This window comes from Lentisphaerota bacterium, assembly GCA_016873675.1.
GTDB lineage: Bacteria > Verrucomicrobiota > Kiritimatiellia > RFP12 > JAAYNR01 > VGWG01.
In genome coordinates this window covers 1-15,634 of sequence record VGWG01000069.1, presented here as the reverse complement: position 1 = coordinate 15,634, position 15,634 = coordinate 1, and the positions used below count along the sequence as shown (strand labels likewise).

Annotated in this window: 17 protein-coding genes; 7 read left to right on the top strand and 10 right to left on the bottom strand. The window is 62.9% G+C overall.

Going from position 1 to position 15,634, the window contains the following annotated elements; genetic code table 11:
• Nucleotides 1–278 precede the first annotated feature (278 nt).
• Both FJ222_09025 and FJ222_09020 read left to right on the top strand, forming a co-directional pair.
• Entirely contained in the window at nt 279–521 is a 243-nt protein-coding gene (locus tag FJ222_09025; GenBank protein ID MBM4164562.1) for a DUF4160 domain-containing protein, read from the top strand.
• Nucleotides 490–873 carry a DUF2442 domain-containing protein gene (locus FJ222_09020; protein ID MBM4164561.1) on the top strand — a complete coding sequence of 128 codons (384 nt, stop codon included), beginning with the start codon at nt 490–492 and terminating at the stop codon, nt 871–873. Before FJ222_09025 ends, FJ222_09020 begins: the two co-directional genes overlap by 32 nt.
• Before the next feature lie 44 nt (nt 874–917).
• Here the strand turns inward: FJ222_09020 and FJ222_09015 are convergent, their stop codons facing one another.
• From FJ222_09015 to FJ222_08990, 6 genes are read right to left on the bottom strand one after another with little or no spacing between them, the layout of a single operon-like run.
• The gene (locus FJ222_09015; protein ID MBM4164560.1) at nt 918–1,550 is read right to left on the bottom strand and encodes a 7-carboxy-7-deazaguanine synthase QueE; all 633 of its coding nucleotides are present in this window, start codon (nt 1,548–1,550) and stop codon (nt 918–920) included.
• The gene (locus tag FJ222_09010; GenBank protein ID MBM4164559.1) at nt 1,547–1,969 is read right to left on the bottom strand and encodes a 6-carboxytetrahydropterin synthase; all 423 of its coding nucleotides are present in this window, start codon (nt 1,967–1,969) and stop codon (nt 1,547–1,549) included. Before FJ222_09010 ends, FJ222_09015 begins: the two co-directional genes overlap by 4 nt.
• Nucleotides 1,963–2,649: a 7-cyano-7-deazaguanine synthase QueC gene (gene queC / locus FJ222_09005; GenBank protein MBM4164558.1), complete on the bottom strand. Its 687-nt coding sequence runs from the start codon at nt 2,647–2,649 to the stop codon at nt 1,963–1,965. Before queC ends, FJ222_09010 begins: the two co-directional genes overlap by 7 nt.
• On the bottom strand, nt 2,646–3,146 hold the full coding sequence (queF, locus tag FJ222_09000) for an NADPH-dependent 7-cyano-7-deazaguanine reductase QueF (GenBank protein MBM4164557.1): 501 nt from the start codon (nt 3,144–3,146) through the stop codon (nt 2,646–2,648). Before queF ends, queC begins: the two co-directional genes overlap by 4 nt.
• Nucleotides 3,146–4,081 carry a decaprenyl-phosphate phosphoribosyltransferase gene (locus FJ222_08995; GenBank protein MBM4164556.1) on the bottom strand — a complete coding sequence of 312 codons (936 nt, stop codon included), beginning with the start codon at nt 4,079–4,081 and terminating at the stop codon, nt 3,146–3,148. The genes queF and FJ222_08995 overlap by 1 nt, the downstream gene beginning before the upstream one ends.
• Nucleotides 4,082–4,083: 2 nt before the next feature.
• Nucleotides 4,084–4,818 (bottom strand): polyprenol monophosphomannose synthase, encoded by a 735-nt coding sequence (locus FJ222_08990; protein ID MBM4164555.1) that lies wholly within the window; start codon nt 4,816–4,818, stop codon nt 4,084–4,086.
• A gap of 123 nt (nt 4,819–4,941) precedes the next feature.
• On the opposite strand from FJ222_08990, the gene FJ222_08985 reads away from it, so the two are divergent.
• Both FJ222_08985 and FJ222_08980 read left to right on the top strand, forming a co-directional pair.
• A complete protein-coding gene (locus FJ222_08985) occupies nt 4,942–5,787 on the top strand; it encodes an RNA methyltransferase (GenBank protein MBM4164554.1) in 846 nt (281 codons plus the stop codon).
• Nucleotides 5,788–6,040: 253 nt separating this feature from the next.
• On the top strand, nt 6,041–6,619 hold the full coding sequence (locus tag FJ222_08980) for a hypothetical protein (protein MBM4164553.1): 579 nt from the start codon (nt 6,041–6,043) through the stop codon (nt 6,617–6,619).
• 56 nt (nt 6,620–6,675) lie between these two features.
• Here FJ222_08980 and FJ222_08975 read toward each other — a convergent pair whose 3' ends face one another.
• Genes FJ222_08975 through gcvT form a run of 4 tightly spaced genes read right to left on the bottom strand, consistent with a single transcriptional unit; the run spans nt 6,676 to nt 11,149 of the window.
• Nucleotides 6,676–8,103, bottom strand: a complete 1,428-nt coding sequence (locus tag FJ222_08975; protein MBM4164552.1) for a glycine dehydrogenase subunit 2 — start codon at nt 8,101–8,103, stop codon at nt 6,676–6,678.
• A gap of 23 nt (nt 8,104–8,126) precedes the next feature.
• Complete coding sequence (locus tag FJ222_08970) at nt 8,127–9,458, bottom strand: aminomethyl-transferring glycine dehydrogenase subunit GcvPA (GenBank protein ID MBM4164551.1); 1,332 nt, start codon at nt 9,456–9,458, stop codon at nt 8,127–8,129.
• 1 nt (nt 9,459) lies between these two features.
• Entirely contained in the window at nt 9,460–9,852 is a 393-nt protein-coding gene (gcvH, locus tag FJ222_08965; GenBank protein ID MBM4164550.1) for a glycine cleavage system protein GcvH, read from the bottom strand.
• The gene (gene gcvT / locus FJ222_08960) at nt 9,806–11,149 is read right to left on the bottom strand and encodes a glycine cleavage system aminomethyltransferase GcvT (protein ID MBM4164549.1); all 1,344 of its coding nucleotides are present in this window, start codon (nt 11,147–11,149) and stop codon (nt 9,806–9,808) included. Before gcvT ends, gcvH begins: the two co-directional genes overlap by 47 nt.
• A gap of 162 nt (nt 11,150–11,311) precedes the next feature.
• Here gcvT and metF point away from each other — a divergent pair, with 162 nt between their 5' ends.
• From metF to FJ222_08945, 3 genes are read left to right on the top strand one after another with little or no spacing between them, the layout of a single operon-like run.
• Nucleotides 11,312–12,181, top strand: a complete 870-nt coding sequence (gene metF, locus FJ222_08955; protein ID MBM4164548.1) for a methylenetetrahydrofolate reductase [NAD(P)H] — start codon at nt 11,312–11,314, stop codon at nt 12,179–12,181.
• Between the two features lie 5 nt (nt 12,182–12,186).
• Nucleotides 12,187–14,517: a hypothetical protein gene (locus FJ222_08950; GenBank protein ID MBM4164547.1), complete on the top strand. Its 2,331-nt coding sequence runs from the start codon at nt 12,187–12,189 to the stop codon at nt 14,515–14,517.
• Complete coding sequence (locus FJ222_08945) at nt 14,375–15,424, top strand: glycyl-radical enzyme activating protein (protein MBM4164546.1); 1,050 nt, start codon at nt 14,375–14,377, stop codon at nt 15,422–15,424. The genes FJ222_08950 and FJ222_08945 overlap by 143 nt, the downstream gene beginning before the upstream one ends.
• Nucleotides 15,425–15,634 lie beyond the last annotated feature (210 nt).

Below are 15,634 nucleotides of genomic sequence, written 5' to 3'. Positions count from 1 at the left end.
TCACACCGTCTGCGCGGTCCGATACGTCCCGCGCCACCGCTGCCGCGTCGGCCGGGGCGCTAGCCCACGTCACAGGGCTGTCCACAGGATCGCCCGCTTGACAGGTCAGTGAAACGGGGATGCGCCCGTCCTAACCCCAGGAGGCCGGCAGGGAGTCACGAAGAGAAAGAAAGCAAGAAAAGAAGGCGATTACATGGGTTCTTTACAAGAGCGAGAAATGAACGCTCGACAAACCTAAGCGAATAGGATATTGTTCTGCCATCAAGAGGGTGGGAAGCATGCCGACCGTTTTGAGAGTAGGTCCTTATCGGTTCTTCTTCTTTAGCGAGGAGAGCGGAGAACCGGTTCATGTCCACGTCATCCGTGAGCAGACGGAGGCGAAAGTATGGGTGATCCCGACCGTCAGGATTGCCGTGAACGAGGGCTTTGCGCAGCACGAGTTGCGCAAGATCGTGCGACTGGTTGAGGCCAACAGGGAGTTGATCGAACATGAGTGGAACAGACGTAAGAAGACAAGCTGAGGTCAAGCTGGTGACTTCCGAAGGAGTCTATCTGGTGATCGAGGATATGGGATATTTCGCCTCCTTCGCCGACTTCCCCTATCTGGCCGATCTGCCTTCAGGTCAGGTCTTCAACGTGCAATACTGCGGACACGGACACATCCGATGGGAGGAGGGCGACATCGATCTGCACACGAAGATCCTTGCCCATCCTGCGGAGTTCCCCTTCCGCATGCAGACGATGAAAGCCGCAGCATCGGAACTGGGACGCCGGGGCGGTTCTGCCAGGAGCGACCGCAAAGCCGTTAGCAGCGCTGCGAACGGATTGAAAGGCGGACGTCCCCGCAAGAGCAGGATGGCTGTCTTGACATGAATCCATTGAGCGTTGGTTCCGAACCCGGGAAGCGCAGCGGCGCGCTACCGCAACCCCGCCAGCTTGTGGGTCTGCAGCGACAGCAGCCAGTGGCCGCTGCGGCGGCCGCGGTTCAGGGCGCCCAGCAGGCGGATGGTCGCTTCCACGTTGCAAACGCCGCCGCGTTCGCAGGGGGAGAGAAAGTAGTGCGCGGCACGAATCCGACGGCGCATGTCGCGGCAGAAATCGCCCACGTCGCCATCGATCACGATTCGCACCTCATCGGCGCGCCTCATCATGCGTGTGTCGGCGTATTGTGCCGCGTAATATGCCTTGGGCGACACGGCCACATGGTCAATCTGACGCAGCCACCCCGCCGGCGGACGCCGTAACCCGTTGGTTTCAACGCCAATCCAGTAGCCGAGGCCGCTGAATCGCGCCAGCAACTCATCGAGCCGCTTCTGAATCAACGGCTCGCCGCCCGTTAGAATCACCGCCCGCGGCGTGAAGGCCGCCACCTGTGCCAGAATCGCGTCGCCGTCGAGCATCTGGAACGTCCGGAAGTCGGTGTCACACCACGGACAGGCTAAGTTGCAGCGCCCAAAGCGAACGAATACGACGGGCTTGCCGGTGTGAATGCCCTCGCCTTGCACCGACTCAAATATCTCAACCACCGGGTAACGCGGCGCGGCGGTCATCGGGCAGGATCCTCGCGATACTCGGCGCTCGAGTCGTCCGTCTCGTAGACGGTGACCGACACCACGTTGATGCGCCCCGCCAACTCGCGAAAGAAATGACGGGCCAAATTCTCGGCGGTGGTGCGAAAGGGAAGCCCCACCGTCTTCATGCCGTTCCGAACGAGGACCGCCGCAATTTCGCGCTCACTGGCGCCAGCTTCGTCATAAATGAAGGCATGGTCGAAACGCGCCACAATCACGTCGCGCAACACGGCCAGAAGATCGTGAAAATCGATGACCATGTCGGCGGTGTCGCCCCGTGCCTGCGCCACTTCGGCCAGCACCCGGTAGGTGTGGCCGTGCAGGTTCTTGCACGCGCCCGCGTGGTTGGACAGCACATGGGCGGCATGAAAATGGCAGGCTTTGCGAACGGTCAGCATCGTCCCTCCTTCTCCGCGAGATAGGCGTCGTGCCCGCGCTGCCGCAGCAGGCAGCTCGGACACGTCCCGCAACCGCGTCCGACGATGCCATTGTAGCAGGTCAGCGTGTTTTCAGCCACGTACGCCAGTACGCCCAGCCGGTCCGCGAGCGCCCACGTCTGCGCCTTGGTCAGATCCATCAGCGGGGTGATCACGCGGAAGTCGGTGTCCATCGCCAGATTGAGCGTCACGTTGCACGACTTGATGAACACGTCGCGGCAGTCGGGATAGCCGCTGAAGTCGGCCTGGCACACCCCGGTGATAAGCGTCCGCACCCCCCGCCCCTTGGCGAAGATCGCCGCGATCAGCAGAAAGAGCATGTTGCGGCCGTCCACCACGGTGTTCGGACACGACGCGGCTGGATTCTGCAACATGGCTGCGGCTGGATCAAGCAGTGCGCTCGATGTGATCTGGCCGTACCAGGCGAGATCCACGATCCGATGCTGATGCGCGGCCACGCCGAAATCGGCGGCGATCTTTTGCGCGACCGCCACCTCCTGCCCGTGCCGCTGCCCGTAGCTGAACGTGATGCAGGCCACCCGCCCCCGGCCGTAATCACTCACCGCCTGAGCCAGGCAGGTCGTGCTGTCCTGCCCGCCCGAGAAGACGACCACCGCCGCCTCGTTGATCCCCGCGCTCATGGCGAACAGCCCCGGTCGTGGTGGAGGTTGTGGGTGCGGAAGCGGGCGTCGGCCAGATCGGCGTATTTCGTTCCCGGCCGGCCGTAATTGCAGTACGGATCTATGGTGATGCCCCCGCGCGGCCGGAAGCGACCCGCCACCTCGATGTACGGGGGGGCCATCGCGATTAGGAGGTCGTTCAGGATGATGTTCACGCAGTCCTCGTGAAATCCGCCGTGGTTGCGAAAGCCAAAGAGGTAGAGTTTGAGCGACTTGCTCTCGACCAGCCGCTGGCCCGGCACATATTGAATGGTGATCGTCCCGAAATCGGGCTGACCGGTCATGGGGCAGAGCGTCGTGAACTCGGGGCAGGTAAAGGTCACCCAATAGTCGCGATCCGGATGCTTGTTGGCAAACGTCTCCAGCAACCCCGCATCATACCGACCGGGATAGACCGTCTTACCGCTGCCCAGCTTCGTGATCCCCTTCAGCTCTTTTTTCGTTCGCAGGTCCGCCATCACGCGCCTCCGTTTGCCAGTTGAAACACCGTCAATGCCGTCAGCCCGTACAGCAGGATGGTCACCATCAGCACCCGGTCGGTGAGGAGCACCCGCTCCGGACGCTCCCCGCCGCCCTTTCGGTAAACCAGATCGAGGTAGCGCAGGATGCCGAACAACACGAAGGGAATGGTCAGTCCGAGGCGGTTGGTGCCAAAGCGCTCGACCGTCTCCTCCGAAAGGGTGTAGAGCGCATAACTCACAACGGTCGCCGCGCTGACCACTGCAATCGCCTGATCGAGCGCGCGGGCGTCGTAGCCGTCGAGCGCTTCCCGCGTCGGGGCCTCGTCTGGTCCCGAGCGCACCTTCTCATGCCGCCGCTTGCACAGCGCCAGAAACAGCGCCAGCAGGAAGGCGCAGAGGAGCAGCCACGGCGAAATGCGCACGTCGAGCGCCACGGCTCCGGCCACGGCCCGGATCACAAACCCGATCGCGATGATGAACGCATCAACCAGCGCCACCTGCCGCAACCCGTAGGTGTAGAGCGCCTGCAGGCCCAGATAGGCGAGGAGCGTCTCGCCGAGGCTGGCCGTGACGGCAAATCCCGCCGACACGCCGACCGCTGCGAGCGCCGCCGCCGCAATGGCCGCCGGCGCCACCGCCAGCGCGCCCGAGGCCAGCGGACGGGATCGCTTCTGGGGATGCGCGCGATCCGCCTCCCGGTCGTGGATGTCGTTGATCAGATAAACCGCGCTCGATACCGCACAGAAGGCCGCCGCCGCCGCCAACGCCACCGCCAGTGCCCCCCAACCCGCCGCACGCGCCTGTTGACTCGGATCCCATCGAGCGAAAAAATAGGCCGCCAACACCACGCCGTTCTTGGTCCACTGCGCGGGCCGCATCGCCCGCACCAGCGCGAGCGGACACCACCCCCGTTGTGCGATGAGGCCGCCCATTGTCACGCGACCTGTCTTTTCGGCCAGCGGCGGAAGCCGCTCCGCCACGCCAGCTTCAACACCATCAGGAACGCCTCGCCAGCAATGCCGGTATTCATCTTGGAATAGCCCGCCCGTCGATCTTCAAACACGATCGGGATCTCCTTGACCCGGAACCCGCCCATCCACGCGCCATGGTTCATTTCGATCTGGAACGAGTAGCCGTTGGAGGTGACGCGGTCAAGGTCGAGCGCCTCCAGCACGCACCGGCGGAAGCATTTGAAGCCGCCCGTCGGATCGCAGACGGGCAGCCCTGTGACCAGCCGCACGTAATAGCCCGCGAAGGTGCTGAGGAGCAGTCGGCTCAGCGGCCAGTTCATCACGCGGATGCCGCCGATATAACGCGAGCCGATCGCCAGATCAGCCGCGTCCGTGGCGGCAATCAATTTCGGCAGAACGGCCGGATCGTGTGAAAAATCGGCATCCATCTCCACAATCCGCTCAAACCCGCTTTCCAGCGCCCACTTGAAACCGGCGATGTAGGCGCGCCCGAGACCCTGCTTGCCCGGCCGGTGCAGCACATGCACGCGCGCGTCGGCAGCAACAAGCGCATCAATCAGAGCGCCCGTGCCATCCGGCGAATTATCGTCCACGAACAGCACGTGGGCGTCGGGAAGGGCGCCGAAGACCGCCCGCGAGATCGGCCCGACATTATCCTTCTCGTCATACGTGGGGATGATGACCAGCGTCTTTTCCATGAGCGAATTGTAGGCTAATCACCCCCTCCGGCGCAAGCCGTGATTGCAACGCTTGATCGGATGCGTGCAAAAATGGTAACCTGAATCGTCGGCCATTGATCCCGCCATCCATCCCGAGGACGCATGATCCCGAACCACCTCCACATCACCAGTCTGGCCAATCCCAAGATCAAAACGGTCGTCAAACTCCGCCAGCGCTCGCATCGCGACGGGCTGGGGCTGATGCTGACCGAAAGCTACCGCGACATCACGCGGGCGCTGGACGCGGGGTATGCTCCGACGCAGCTCTTCTTCTGCGAGGAGCTCTTTCTGAAAAACGAAAACGAGCCAGCGCTGATCGACCGCTGCCGCACGGGCACCTGCGAGATCATCTCGTGCACGGCGCCGGTGTTCGCTAAAATCGCCTATCGCGAACGGCCGGACGGTCTGCTGGCCGTCGGACCGCAGATCCGCCGCTCGCTGGCCGATCTGGTCCTTCCGGAGAACGCCCTGGTTGTGGTGGCCGAAGCCATCGAGAAGCCGGGGAATCTGGGCACCATCCTGCGCACGGCCGATGCGGCGGGGGTGAGCGCGGTAATCGTCTGCGACCGCTGCACCGACATTTACAATCCAAACGTGGTCCGCGCCTCGACCGGCATCCTCTTCTCGATGCCGCTGGTCGAGGCCGATAGCGCCGAGGCGCTCGCCTATCTCCGCCACCACGGCTTCTCCATCCTCGCCGCGACGCCACACACCGACATCCTGCACATGAACGCCACCCTCACCGGCCGCGTCGCCGTCGTCGTTGGCGCGGAGCAGTACGGACTCTCCCGACTGTGGCTCGACGCCGCCGACCTGCGCGTGCGCATCCCCATGCTCGGCCGGGCCGACTCGCTCAACGTCGCCGCCGCAACCACCATCCTCCTCTTCGAGGCGGTCCGCCAACGCATCGCCGCCGGCCTCGCTGTCCCCGCCGCGCCAGCCCAATAATCGCAGTCCCGGCGGCAGCCTGGAGTGCTTGAAGTACTCGAAAGATGCAAATCTTGTGCGCCTAAAAGATAGACTTTTGTGCCTGTTTCTGCGATAATCAACACACGTGTTTGTTGCAACAGGCCCGCCAGCCAGTAGCCAGTGCAACACTGGCTACTGGCGGGCGGGCTATTATTTCCCTGTCTCCTGTGTTCCCCGTTTGTTCGACCGCTTGGGTGTCGCGCGTTTAAGTCACGCGATCGTCTGGCGGTTTATGGAGGCCCTGCCGCCGGGTGACGGGCGCGGCGTGGTGGTGCTCGTGACCATGGGGGGAGCCTCGGGCGGGCTCTCGGGTCCGCTGGGACGCTTTTTGCGGGCGAAAGGCTATCGGACGGTAGGCGCGGTATGCTGTGTGATGCCGGGCAACTATGGCAACCGAACGATCCCGGTGGGGGCCAATGCACGCCGCGTCGCACGCATGCGTGACACGGTCGCCGATTTTGGCCGGGCGCTGCTCGCCGGGCAGGCGCGGTGGCCGGCCGGCTATGGAGTGTGGTCGTCGGGTCTGGTTGCGCTATCGCGCACATCCCGCCCCTGGCGGTTCTTCAAGCGGATGTTTCCGCTGGCCGTTGATCGGACGCGCTGCACCCGCTGCGGCCTGTGCGCGACGCTCTGCCCGGCCGGCGCCATTCGCATGGCGGACGGCCCGGTCTGGGCCGACACCTGCGAGTCGTGTCAGCGCTGCATCGGGTACTGTCCGGTTCAGGCCATTCAGGTGCCGGGCAAACCGGCACAGCCGTATGCGGCGGCTCCGGTCGACATCTTTCTGGATTCTGAAGCCCACGAGGCCTGAAGCGCGGCGTTACTCATTCTCTATCCCCGGCGACGTTCTGGCAGACCCCGAACCCGTCAGACGCCAAACCGCATCGCCTTGACCGCCCGCGTCTCGTCCAGGCGCGATACGGGCGTCGACTGCGGCATCTCGGCAAACGCCGCAGGATCGGCCTCGGCCAGACGCGCCACGCGGATCATCGCCTCGATAAACCGGTCGATCGCCTCCTTCGACTCGGTTTCGGTCGGCTCGATCATCAGGGCCTCTTTGACCGTGAGCGGGAAGTAAACCGTCGGCGGATGAAACCCTTCATCAATCAGCGCTTTGGCAATATCGATCGCATGCACTCCTTTTGCGCACTGACGCAACGCGCTGAACACGCACTCGTGCATCACGGTGCGGTCATACGGAAGATCATAATAGGGCTTCAACCGCGCGCGCACGTAGTTCGCGTTCAGCACCGCGTGATCCGCAACCTCGGTGAGCCCGTTGCGCCCCAGCAGCAGCAGATAGGCATAGGCCCTGAGCACCACCCCGAAGTTGCCGTAAAACGGGGCGATATAGCCGATCGACTTGGGACAGTCGTAGTCCAGGGCAAACGTGCCGTCGCTCCGTTTGACCACCTGGCTGACGGGCAGATACGGGGCGAGCCGCGGGACCACCCCCACCGGTCCCGCGCCGGGACCGCCGCCGCCGTGCGGCGTCGCAAAGGTTTTGTGCAGGTTGACATGCACCACGTCAAAGCCGAGGTCTCCCGGACGGCAGTGCCCGAGCAGCGCGTTGAGATTCGCGCCATCGTAGTAGAGCAACGCATCGTGCGCATGCGCCAGATCGGCGATCTCGTGAATCTGCTTTTCGAACAGCCCGAGGGTGTTCGGGCAGGTCATCATCACCGCCGCGACGTCGTCGTTCAGCACCGCTTTGAACGCCTCGAGATCCATGCAGCCATCCGGCCCGCTGGGGACGGTCACCACCTCGTAGCCTGCCATCGCGGCGCTCGCGGGGTTGGTGCCGTGGGACGAGTCGGGCACGATCACGGTGGAGCGCCGGTTGCCGTGGGCGCGGTGATACGCGGCGATCAGCATGATGCCGGTCAGTTCGCCATGCGCGCCGGCCATCGGCTGCAGGCTGAAGGCGCCCATGCCGCAGATCTCCGTCAGCAGCCGCTCGGTCTCATAGAGCACTTCCAGCGCGCCTTGCGTCAGCATGCCGCCCCCGCGAAGCTGCGGCAGCAAGGGGTGAATTCCCGCAAAACCGTCGAGCGCGGCGATCTTTTCGCAGATGCGCGGATTGTACTTCATCGTGCACGACCCGAGCGGGTAGAGGTGCGAATCGACGCTGAAATTCAGGCGCGACAGGTTCGTGAAGTGCCGGACGACGTCGAGCTCGCTGACCTCCGGGAGTTCCGGCGGCTGCGTGGCGCGATACCGTTCGGGGATGCGCAGGTGACAGGCCTCCTCGGCCGGCGTCAGCTTGGGGAGGGTGCAGCCGCGACGTCCCGGCATGGATTGGGTGAAGATCAGTTCGCTCACAGCACACTCTCCAGCGCCTCGGCCAGATGGCCGATCTCGGCGCGTGTCCGTTTCTCGGTCACTGCGACCAGCAGGTAATTCGACATCCCCTCGTAGTAGCGTCCCAGCGGGAAGCCGGCGGCAATCCCCCGGTCCACCAGGCGCGCCACGGCATCCGAGGCATCGATCGGCAACTCGAGGGTGAATTCGTTGAAGGTCGCCGCGCTCCGCTTGACCGACACGCCGGGAATGGCGGAGAGGCGCTGTTTGGCATACTCCGCCTTTTTGGCGCAGAGCCACGCCACGTCGCGCAATCCCTGCTTCCCCATGACCGAGAGGTACACCAGCGACCGCAGGGCGCAGAGCGCCTCGTTGGAACAGACGTTCGACGTGGCTTTTTCGCGCCGGATATGCTGCTCGCGCGCCTGGAGCGTCAGCACATACCCGGTGCGCCCGAGGCGGTCGACCGTTTCGCCCGCCAGCCTGCCGGGCATTTTGCGCACGTGCGCCATTCGCGTGGCCATGAACCCCAGATACGGACCGCCGAACGAAAGCGGGAGCCCGAGCGACTGCCCCTCGCCCGTCACGATGTCCGCGCCCATCTCACCCGGGGCTTTCAAGAGGCCGAGCGCCAGCGGATAGACCGACACGATCACTAGGCACCCCTTGGCATGAGCCTGGGCCGCGATATCACTGAAGTCGTCCACCGCGCCAAAGAAGTTTGGATTCTGCAGGATCACGGCGGCCGTGTGCTCCCCCAGCGCCGCCCCGAGGCGGGCGCGGTCGGCCTGCCCATGCGCCACCTCAATCTCGTCCAAGTCGATCGATAGATTGCGCGTATACCCGCGCATCATGTGGCGGTAGATGGGGCTCACGCCGCTGTCGAGCACGATGCGGGTGCGACCGGTGATCCGCAGCGCCATCAGCGCCGCCTCGACCAGCGCCGTGCCGCCGTCGTAGAGCGAGGCGTTGGCCACCTCCATGCGCGTGAGCCGGCAAATCGCGCTCTGATATTCGAAGATCGCCTGGAGCGTTCCTTGCGACGCTTCGGGCTGGTACGGAGTGTACGCCGTAAAGAACTCCCCCCGGCTGCAGAGCGAATCGACCGCCGCCGGGATGAAGTGATCGTAGAAGCCGCCTCCGAGGAAGCAGGTCAGTTCGTGGGCATTGCGATGCGAGAGGCGATGCAGGCGGTCATAGACCTCCGCCTCGCTCAACCCCTCGGGCATGTCCACGTGCTTCACACGGAAGCGGGGCGGAATGTCGTCAAACAGCGCCGAGATGTCGGGTACACCGATCGTGGCCAGCATCTCGGCGCACTGGGCGGGCGTATTCGCGACAAAGCTCATCTTAGGGTTCCTGTTGGCAGAAGGCGGCGTACTGCTCCGAATTCATCAAGGCGTGCGCCTGGGCGGCGTCCACATCGGTCAGTTTGCAGATCCAACCGGCGCCGTAGGCGTCCTGGTTGAGCACTTCGGGCGTTTTGACGAGCGCGGTGTTGACCTCGGAAACGACGCCGCCAACGGGCGCCAAGATATCGCTGGCCGCCTTCACCGACTCCACCACGCCCAGCGACCGGCCGGCGACAAGCCGTGTGCCGCGTTTGGGCAACTCGATGTAGGTGATATCCCCCAAGGCCCGCTCGGCATGCTCGGTGATGCCGATTGTCGCCTCCGAACCGACCAGCGCCACCCATTCATGATCCCGCGTATACCGTAATGTTTTCGGATCCATGGTGTTCATCTCCCGTTTTCTCGTGTGTGTGATCGTCTGAGGCGCGCTTCCAGAAAGGCGCGGTTGTCACCCGTGCTGCCAGCACCTGCCGGCCGGTATCCACACCCAATTCGGTGCCGATCGGGGTCATCTCCTGCCGCACATAGGCAAACCCGATCGCGCACTCCAGAGACGGCGAGAACGAGCCGCTGGTCACCCGCCCGGCCTCGTGCCCGGCGGTATCCAGAACCCGGTTGTCCTGCCGCGCGGATTGGCGTCCTGCAATCTGAAACGCGACCAGGCGCGGTCTCCCCGGATCGGCCTGCCGCGCACGCAGCGCATCGCGTCCCATAAACGGCTCGGTTTTCCCCGCATATCGCATCATTCCGGCTTCAACCGGCGAGACCTCCGTCGTCAATTCATGCCCGTACAGCGGCAGCCCGGCCTCCAGCCGCAGCGTGTCGCGTGCGCCCAGTCCGGCCGGCTTGACCCCTTCGGCCCGCAAACGATCCCAAAGCCCGGCAATCGCCTGCGGCGACGCATAGATCTCATACCCCAGGTCGCCGGTATAGCCCGTGCGGCTGACAAGCGCGCCGGACTCCGTGCGCCTAAACTGAAAATACCCCAGACCGGAAAGATCGAGCCCCATCGCCCGTTCCATCGCGAGGCGACTCTCCGGTCCTTGTACATCGAGTTTGCTCTGCACGCCGCGCAGATCGGTCAACGCCACACCGGAGATCGGACAAAACCGCGCGAGCCAAGCCAGGTCGTCCTTGGCCGGTCCGGCATTGACCACCACCATCCATGCTGTGGACGAAAACCGGTAGACGATCAGATCGTCCAGCACCCCGCCGTTCTCGCGCAACAGAAACCCATAGCGGCAGCGCCCGTCCGCCATCGCACGCACATCCTGAGTCAGCATACGAGAGAGAAAATCCAACGATTCACGGCCGCTCACCAGGAACGCACCCATATGCCCCGTGTCGAACATCCCGACATGCTGGCGGACACGCTGATGCTCAGCCAAGATGCCGTCATATTGAACCGGGAGCTCCCACCCTCCGAAATTGATCAAACGGGCGCCCAGGCGCTCATGCCGATCCCGCAAAATGGTTCTCTCCAGCATGCCGGTCACACTCTTTCTGTGTTGGGAAGGTAAGATATCACAGACCATCCGGGCTGACAAGATTCGCACAGCAATCCTCCAGCAATTCCAATTATGAGGCGATTGGGTCATCGGGGTCGGGGTCGGTATCGGGGTCGAACCCCGGTTGTTTATCGATACCGATACCGACACCGACGCCGACCCCGATGGTTTCACCTCCATAATTAGAATTAGAATTGCTGGGCGGATTAGAGGGAACCTTGACGGTTACCCACCGATTCTGTTATACTCCCGTTCGTCGCGTGGAGGCGAGGGCGTGTGTTGGGCATGCGCTCGCCCCCTGTGGGCCGAGCCGTTTTAACGCGCATTTTCTGATCACGACCCATGCATATCAAAAACATTCTTGAATCGCGCAAGCCGGTTTTCAGCTTTGAGTTCTTTCCCCCCAAGAATGCCAGCGCCTCTGAGCAGCTCTTCCATACGATCGCCGATCTCGTTCCCCTGCAACCCTCCTACGTGAGCATCACGTATGGGGCCGGCGGATCGACACGCGAGCTCACCCACGACATGGTTGTGCGGATTCAAAAAGAGACACGCCTGACCGTCGTCTCCCATCTGACCTGCGTGGGCGCCTCGCGGGACGAAATCGCCGCCATTCTCGACCGGTATGCCGCAAACGGCATCGAAAACATTTTGGCGCTCCATGGCGATCCCCCCCAAGGCCAGCCCGACTGGAAGCCATCCGCCAATGGCTTTGCTCATGCAGCGGACTTGGTCCGCTTTATTCGCGCCCGCCACCCATCCATGGGAATTGGTGTTGCCGGTTTTCCCGAGGGGCATCCCGCTTCGGCCAATCGCCTGGTCGAAATTGATTTTTTAAAAGAAAAAATGGATGCGGGCGCCGATTATATCTGCACCCAGCTTTTCTTTGACAACCGCGATTTCTATGACTTTCGAGAACGGTGCGAGATCGCCGGCATCACACAACCTATCTTGGCGGGTATTATGCCCATACAAACACTGGCCGGCATGAAGCGCATGGCCGAGCTTTCGCCACGCTCGCACATTCCAGCCAAGCTTCTCCGCGCGGTTTTGCGATCCTCCCATGACGATGCCGTGGCCCGTTTTGGCGTCCATTGGGCCACCGAACAAGTTCGGGATCTGATCGATCACGATGTGGCAGGCATTCATTTTTACACATTGAATAAATCGGCGGCCACACGGGATATTTACCGGACGCTCGATCTGAAATAGAGGCCATGAGTATGAAACCAGATGTCGTCACGTCACGCTCGCCCCGCATCGAGCGATTAAAAGCGGGCATCATGCAACGACGGGGTTCCTTTCCCAAACACGTGAACCCCTTTGTGCGCGCAGTCGCGCTTTTTTTTGCGTCGGGAAACGGAAAGTCGCGCGTCCAAATCCGGGCGGCTTACCTGCGGGAACTTGTGAAACTGGCCAATATCGAGATCGAGCCGGACTGGTTCTTGGCCGGACAACACCTCCCGACAGCCCATCTCCAATGGAAGACCCCAGACCCGCACAATGCCGAGCATGTGGAATGCCTCCGACAACTCGGTATCGCCGACACGGAGGTCGTCAAGGTACGCGATTGTCTGAACCACTGGCAGAATCCGCCGCAGTGTACCGTGGGCACGCCGGATCCGGAGTCCCTGAACGGCAAGGGTTTTTGGAACGATAACAGTACATGCTCCGTATTCTGGGCGGGCGGATGGATGGAAAACCATTCGATCCGCGACTACGCCAAGGTGATGCGCATCGGGTTCCGTGGCGTCCGGCGAGAGGTCGAGCAGGCCATGGCGGCGGCGGACCGCGCGGCGGCGGGTTACCCGCAGTCGGAGAATTTCTGGCTGGCGGCGCTGGACATTTGCGACGCGGGTATTCTCCTGGGGCAGCGCTACGCCGAGGCGGCGCAACGTCTGGCCAACGTGGCGGAGACACCCGAAGAAAAAGCCCGTCTGGAACGGATTGCCGAGCGTTGTTCTCGCGTTCCGGCCGAGGGTGCCCGCACCTTTGCGGAAGCCGTCCAAGCGCTCTGGCTGGCGCATATCCTGACCTGCGGCGAGGATGGGATCAACGCCAACTCCCTGGGGCGGCTCGACCAGATTCTGCACCCCTACTATGCCGCCGATATCGCGGCCGGGCGGCTCGACCGGGCCGGTGCCGTGGAATGGATGGAAGAACTCGGCTGCCGGCTGTACCTCGACTACGATGTGCAGGCCATCACGCTGGGCGGCGTGACCCGCGCCGGCGACGATGCGGTCAATGACCTGAGTTATATCATTCTCGATGCCACGCGCAACCTGGGGGTCATTCGCGATCTTTCGATTCGGCTGCACGACAAATCGCCCGCATTGTTTGTGCAACGGTCCGCCGAACTGATCGCCCAGGGCGGCGGCATTCCCTTCGTCTTCAATGATGCGTGTTTCATTCCGGCGCTGAGTGAACGCGGCATCGCGCCTGAAGACGCCCGCGACTACGCCCCGATCGGGTGCATTGAATTAACCATTCCCGGACGGGCCAATCCGCACGCGGTGTCGGGGTGGCTCAACTCAACCAAGTGCCTGGAACTGGCGCTGTTCAACGGCAAAGATCCCGCCTCGGACGCTCAGGTGGGACCGCCGACCGGGGCGCTGGAGGACTTCGCCACATTCGAGGACTTGTTCGCCGCCTACGAAAAACAGGTGGAGACGTTTTCCCGGAACATGGTGTATCACTGCAACCGGGGCGAACTGGCGCAGCGCGACGGCGGGCCGTTGCCCTGCTGGTCGGTGCTGACCGATGACTGCATCCGGCGCGGCCGCGATATTACCGACGGCGGCCCGGTCTATAACTACCACTCGATCTGCTTTCTGGGCGCCGCCAACACGGCTGACTCCCTGATGGCGCTGAAGCAGTTTGTTTTCGACGAACCGCGCATCCCGCGCAGCGAACTGCTCGCGGCGCTGCGCAACAACTTTCAGGGGCGGGAAGATCTGCGCCAGATGTTGTTGATGCGCGTCCCCAAGTACGGGAACGACAACCCGAAAGTGGATGACCTGGCGCGGCGGGTCTGTGAACACTTCATCGCGGTGATGGATCGCATGGAAAGCCCGTTGAGCGGTCGCTATTTCGTTCATCTCTTTTCCTTCCTGTGCAACATCCCGTTCGGCAAGAGCGTCGGCGCCACACCCGACGGTCGCCGGTCAGGAGAGCCCCTCGCCTATTCCGTATCGGCCAACCAGGGCCGGGACACGAATGGCGTGACGGCGATGCTGAACTCCCTGGCGCGGCTGCCGCATAACCGGGCGGCCGGTGCCTCTGCCGCAATCGTCGAGATTGACCCGGTCATGGTGGCGGGCGAGGCAGGCGTTCGAACCCTGGCGCAACTCACCGAGGCGGCCATGCGAATGGGCATCGGCCAACTCCAGTGGAACGTGACCACCGTTGAACGGCTGCGTCAGGCGCAGACAGATCCGGAACGCTACGGCAATATCGCGGTGCGCGTGGCCGGGTTCTCGCAGATGTTCAAGCTCATCAACCCGGAACTTCAGGAACATATCATTGCGCGAACCAAACATCGCAACTAGTGCAACGGGGACAATTTTCGATATTCAGCGGTCTTCGTTGCATGACGGGCCGGGCATCCGCACGACCGTGTTTATGAAAGGATGTCCGCTCCGGTGCGCCTGGTGCCACAATCCCGAGGGCTTGACCGCCTCTCCACTCCTGTCTTTCCTGCCCGAGAAGTGCATCGGGTGCGGCCGATGCCTCCCGGTCTGCCGCCCTCAGGGACACCGCATCACCGAGGGGCGACACGAGCTCGACCGATCGAAGTGTGTCGCCTGCGGGCTGTGTGCACGGGAGTGTTACGCCGGGGCGCTGGAGATGATCGGACGCGACGTGACCGTTGACGACGTGCTGGAGATCGTGCTGCGGGATCGGTTCTTCTACGAATCTTCGGGGGGCGGGCTCACGCTTTCGGGCGGCGAGCCGCTGCTGCAGGCGGCTTTCTGCAAGGCTTTGTTGCAGCAGGCCAAGCAGGTGGGGCTGCATACCTGCGTCGAGACGTGCGGCCAGTACTCCTATGACCGCCTGGAAGCGGTCGCGCCGTATGTCGATCTGTTTCTGTACGACTGGAAGGAGAGCGATACGGCGCGGCACCTGGCCTCCTGCGGCGCGGGCAATGAACGAATTCTGGCTAATCTGCGCGCGCTGGACGGTGACGGACGCCGGATTCGCCTGCGTTGTCCGATCATTCCGGGATTCAACGACAGGCCCGATCATTTCGAAGGGATCGCCGGACTCGCCCGCTCATTGCATAACCTGGAGGGGGTGGAGCTTCTGCCGTACCACCCGCTCGGGGTGAGCAAGCTGCGCCGATTCGGGCTCGATCATGAGCCGCTGCCTCAAGCACAGACAGATATCCCGGATTCGCTGAGCCGATGGGTCGAGTTCCTGAGGCAGAGAGGTCTGGTTATGCTGAACGGGTTGTGAACCTCCGCGTAAGTATTTAGTGTGCCGACAGGATACCGCCATGAAAAATGTTCCTAAAAACGCCTTGCCCCGCTGGCGAGGCTTTAACCTCGTGGAGATGTGCTCTACCAAAAAAGCCTCCCAAACACTCGTGCCCGATTTCATCAACAACCCGTTTCAAGAAACCGATTTTCTATGGATGGCCGACTGGGGGTTTGACTTCGTGCGTCT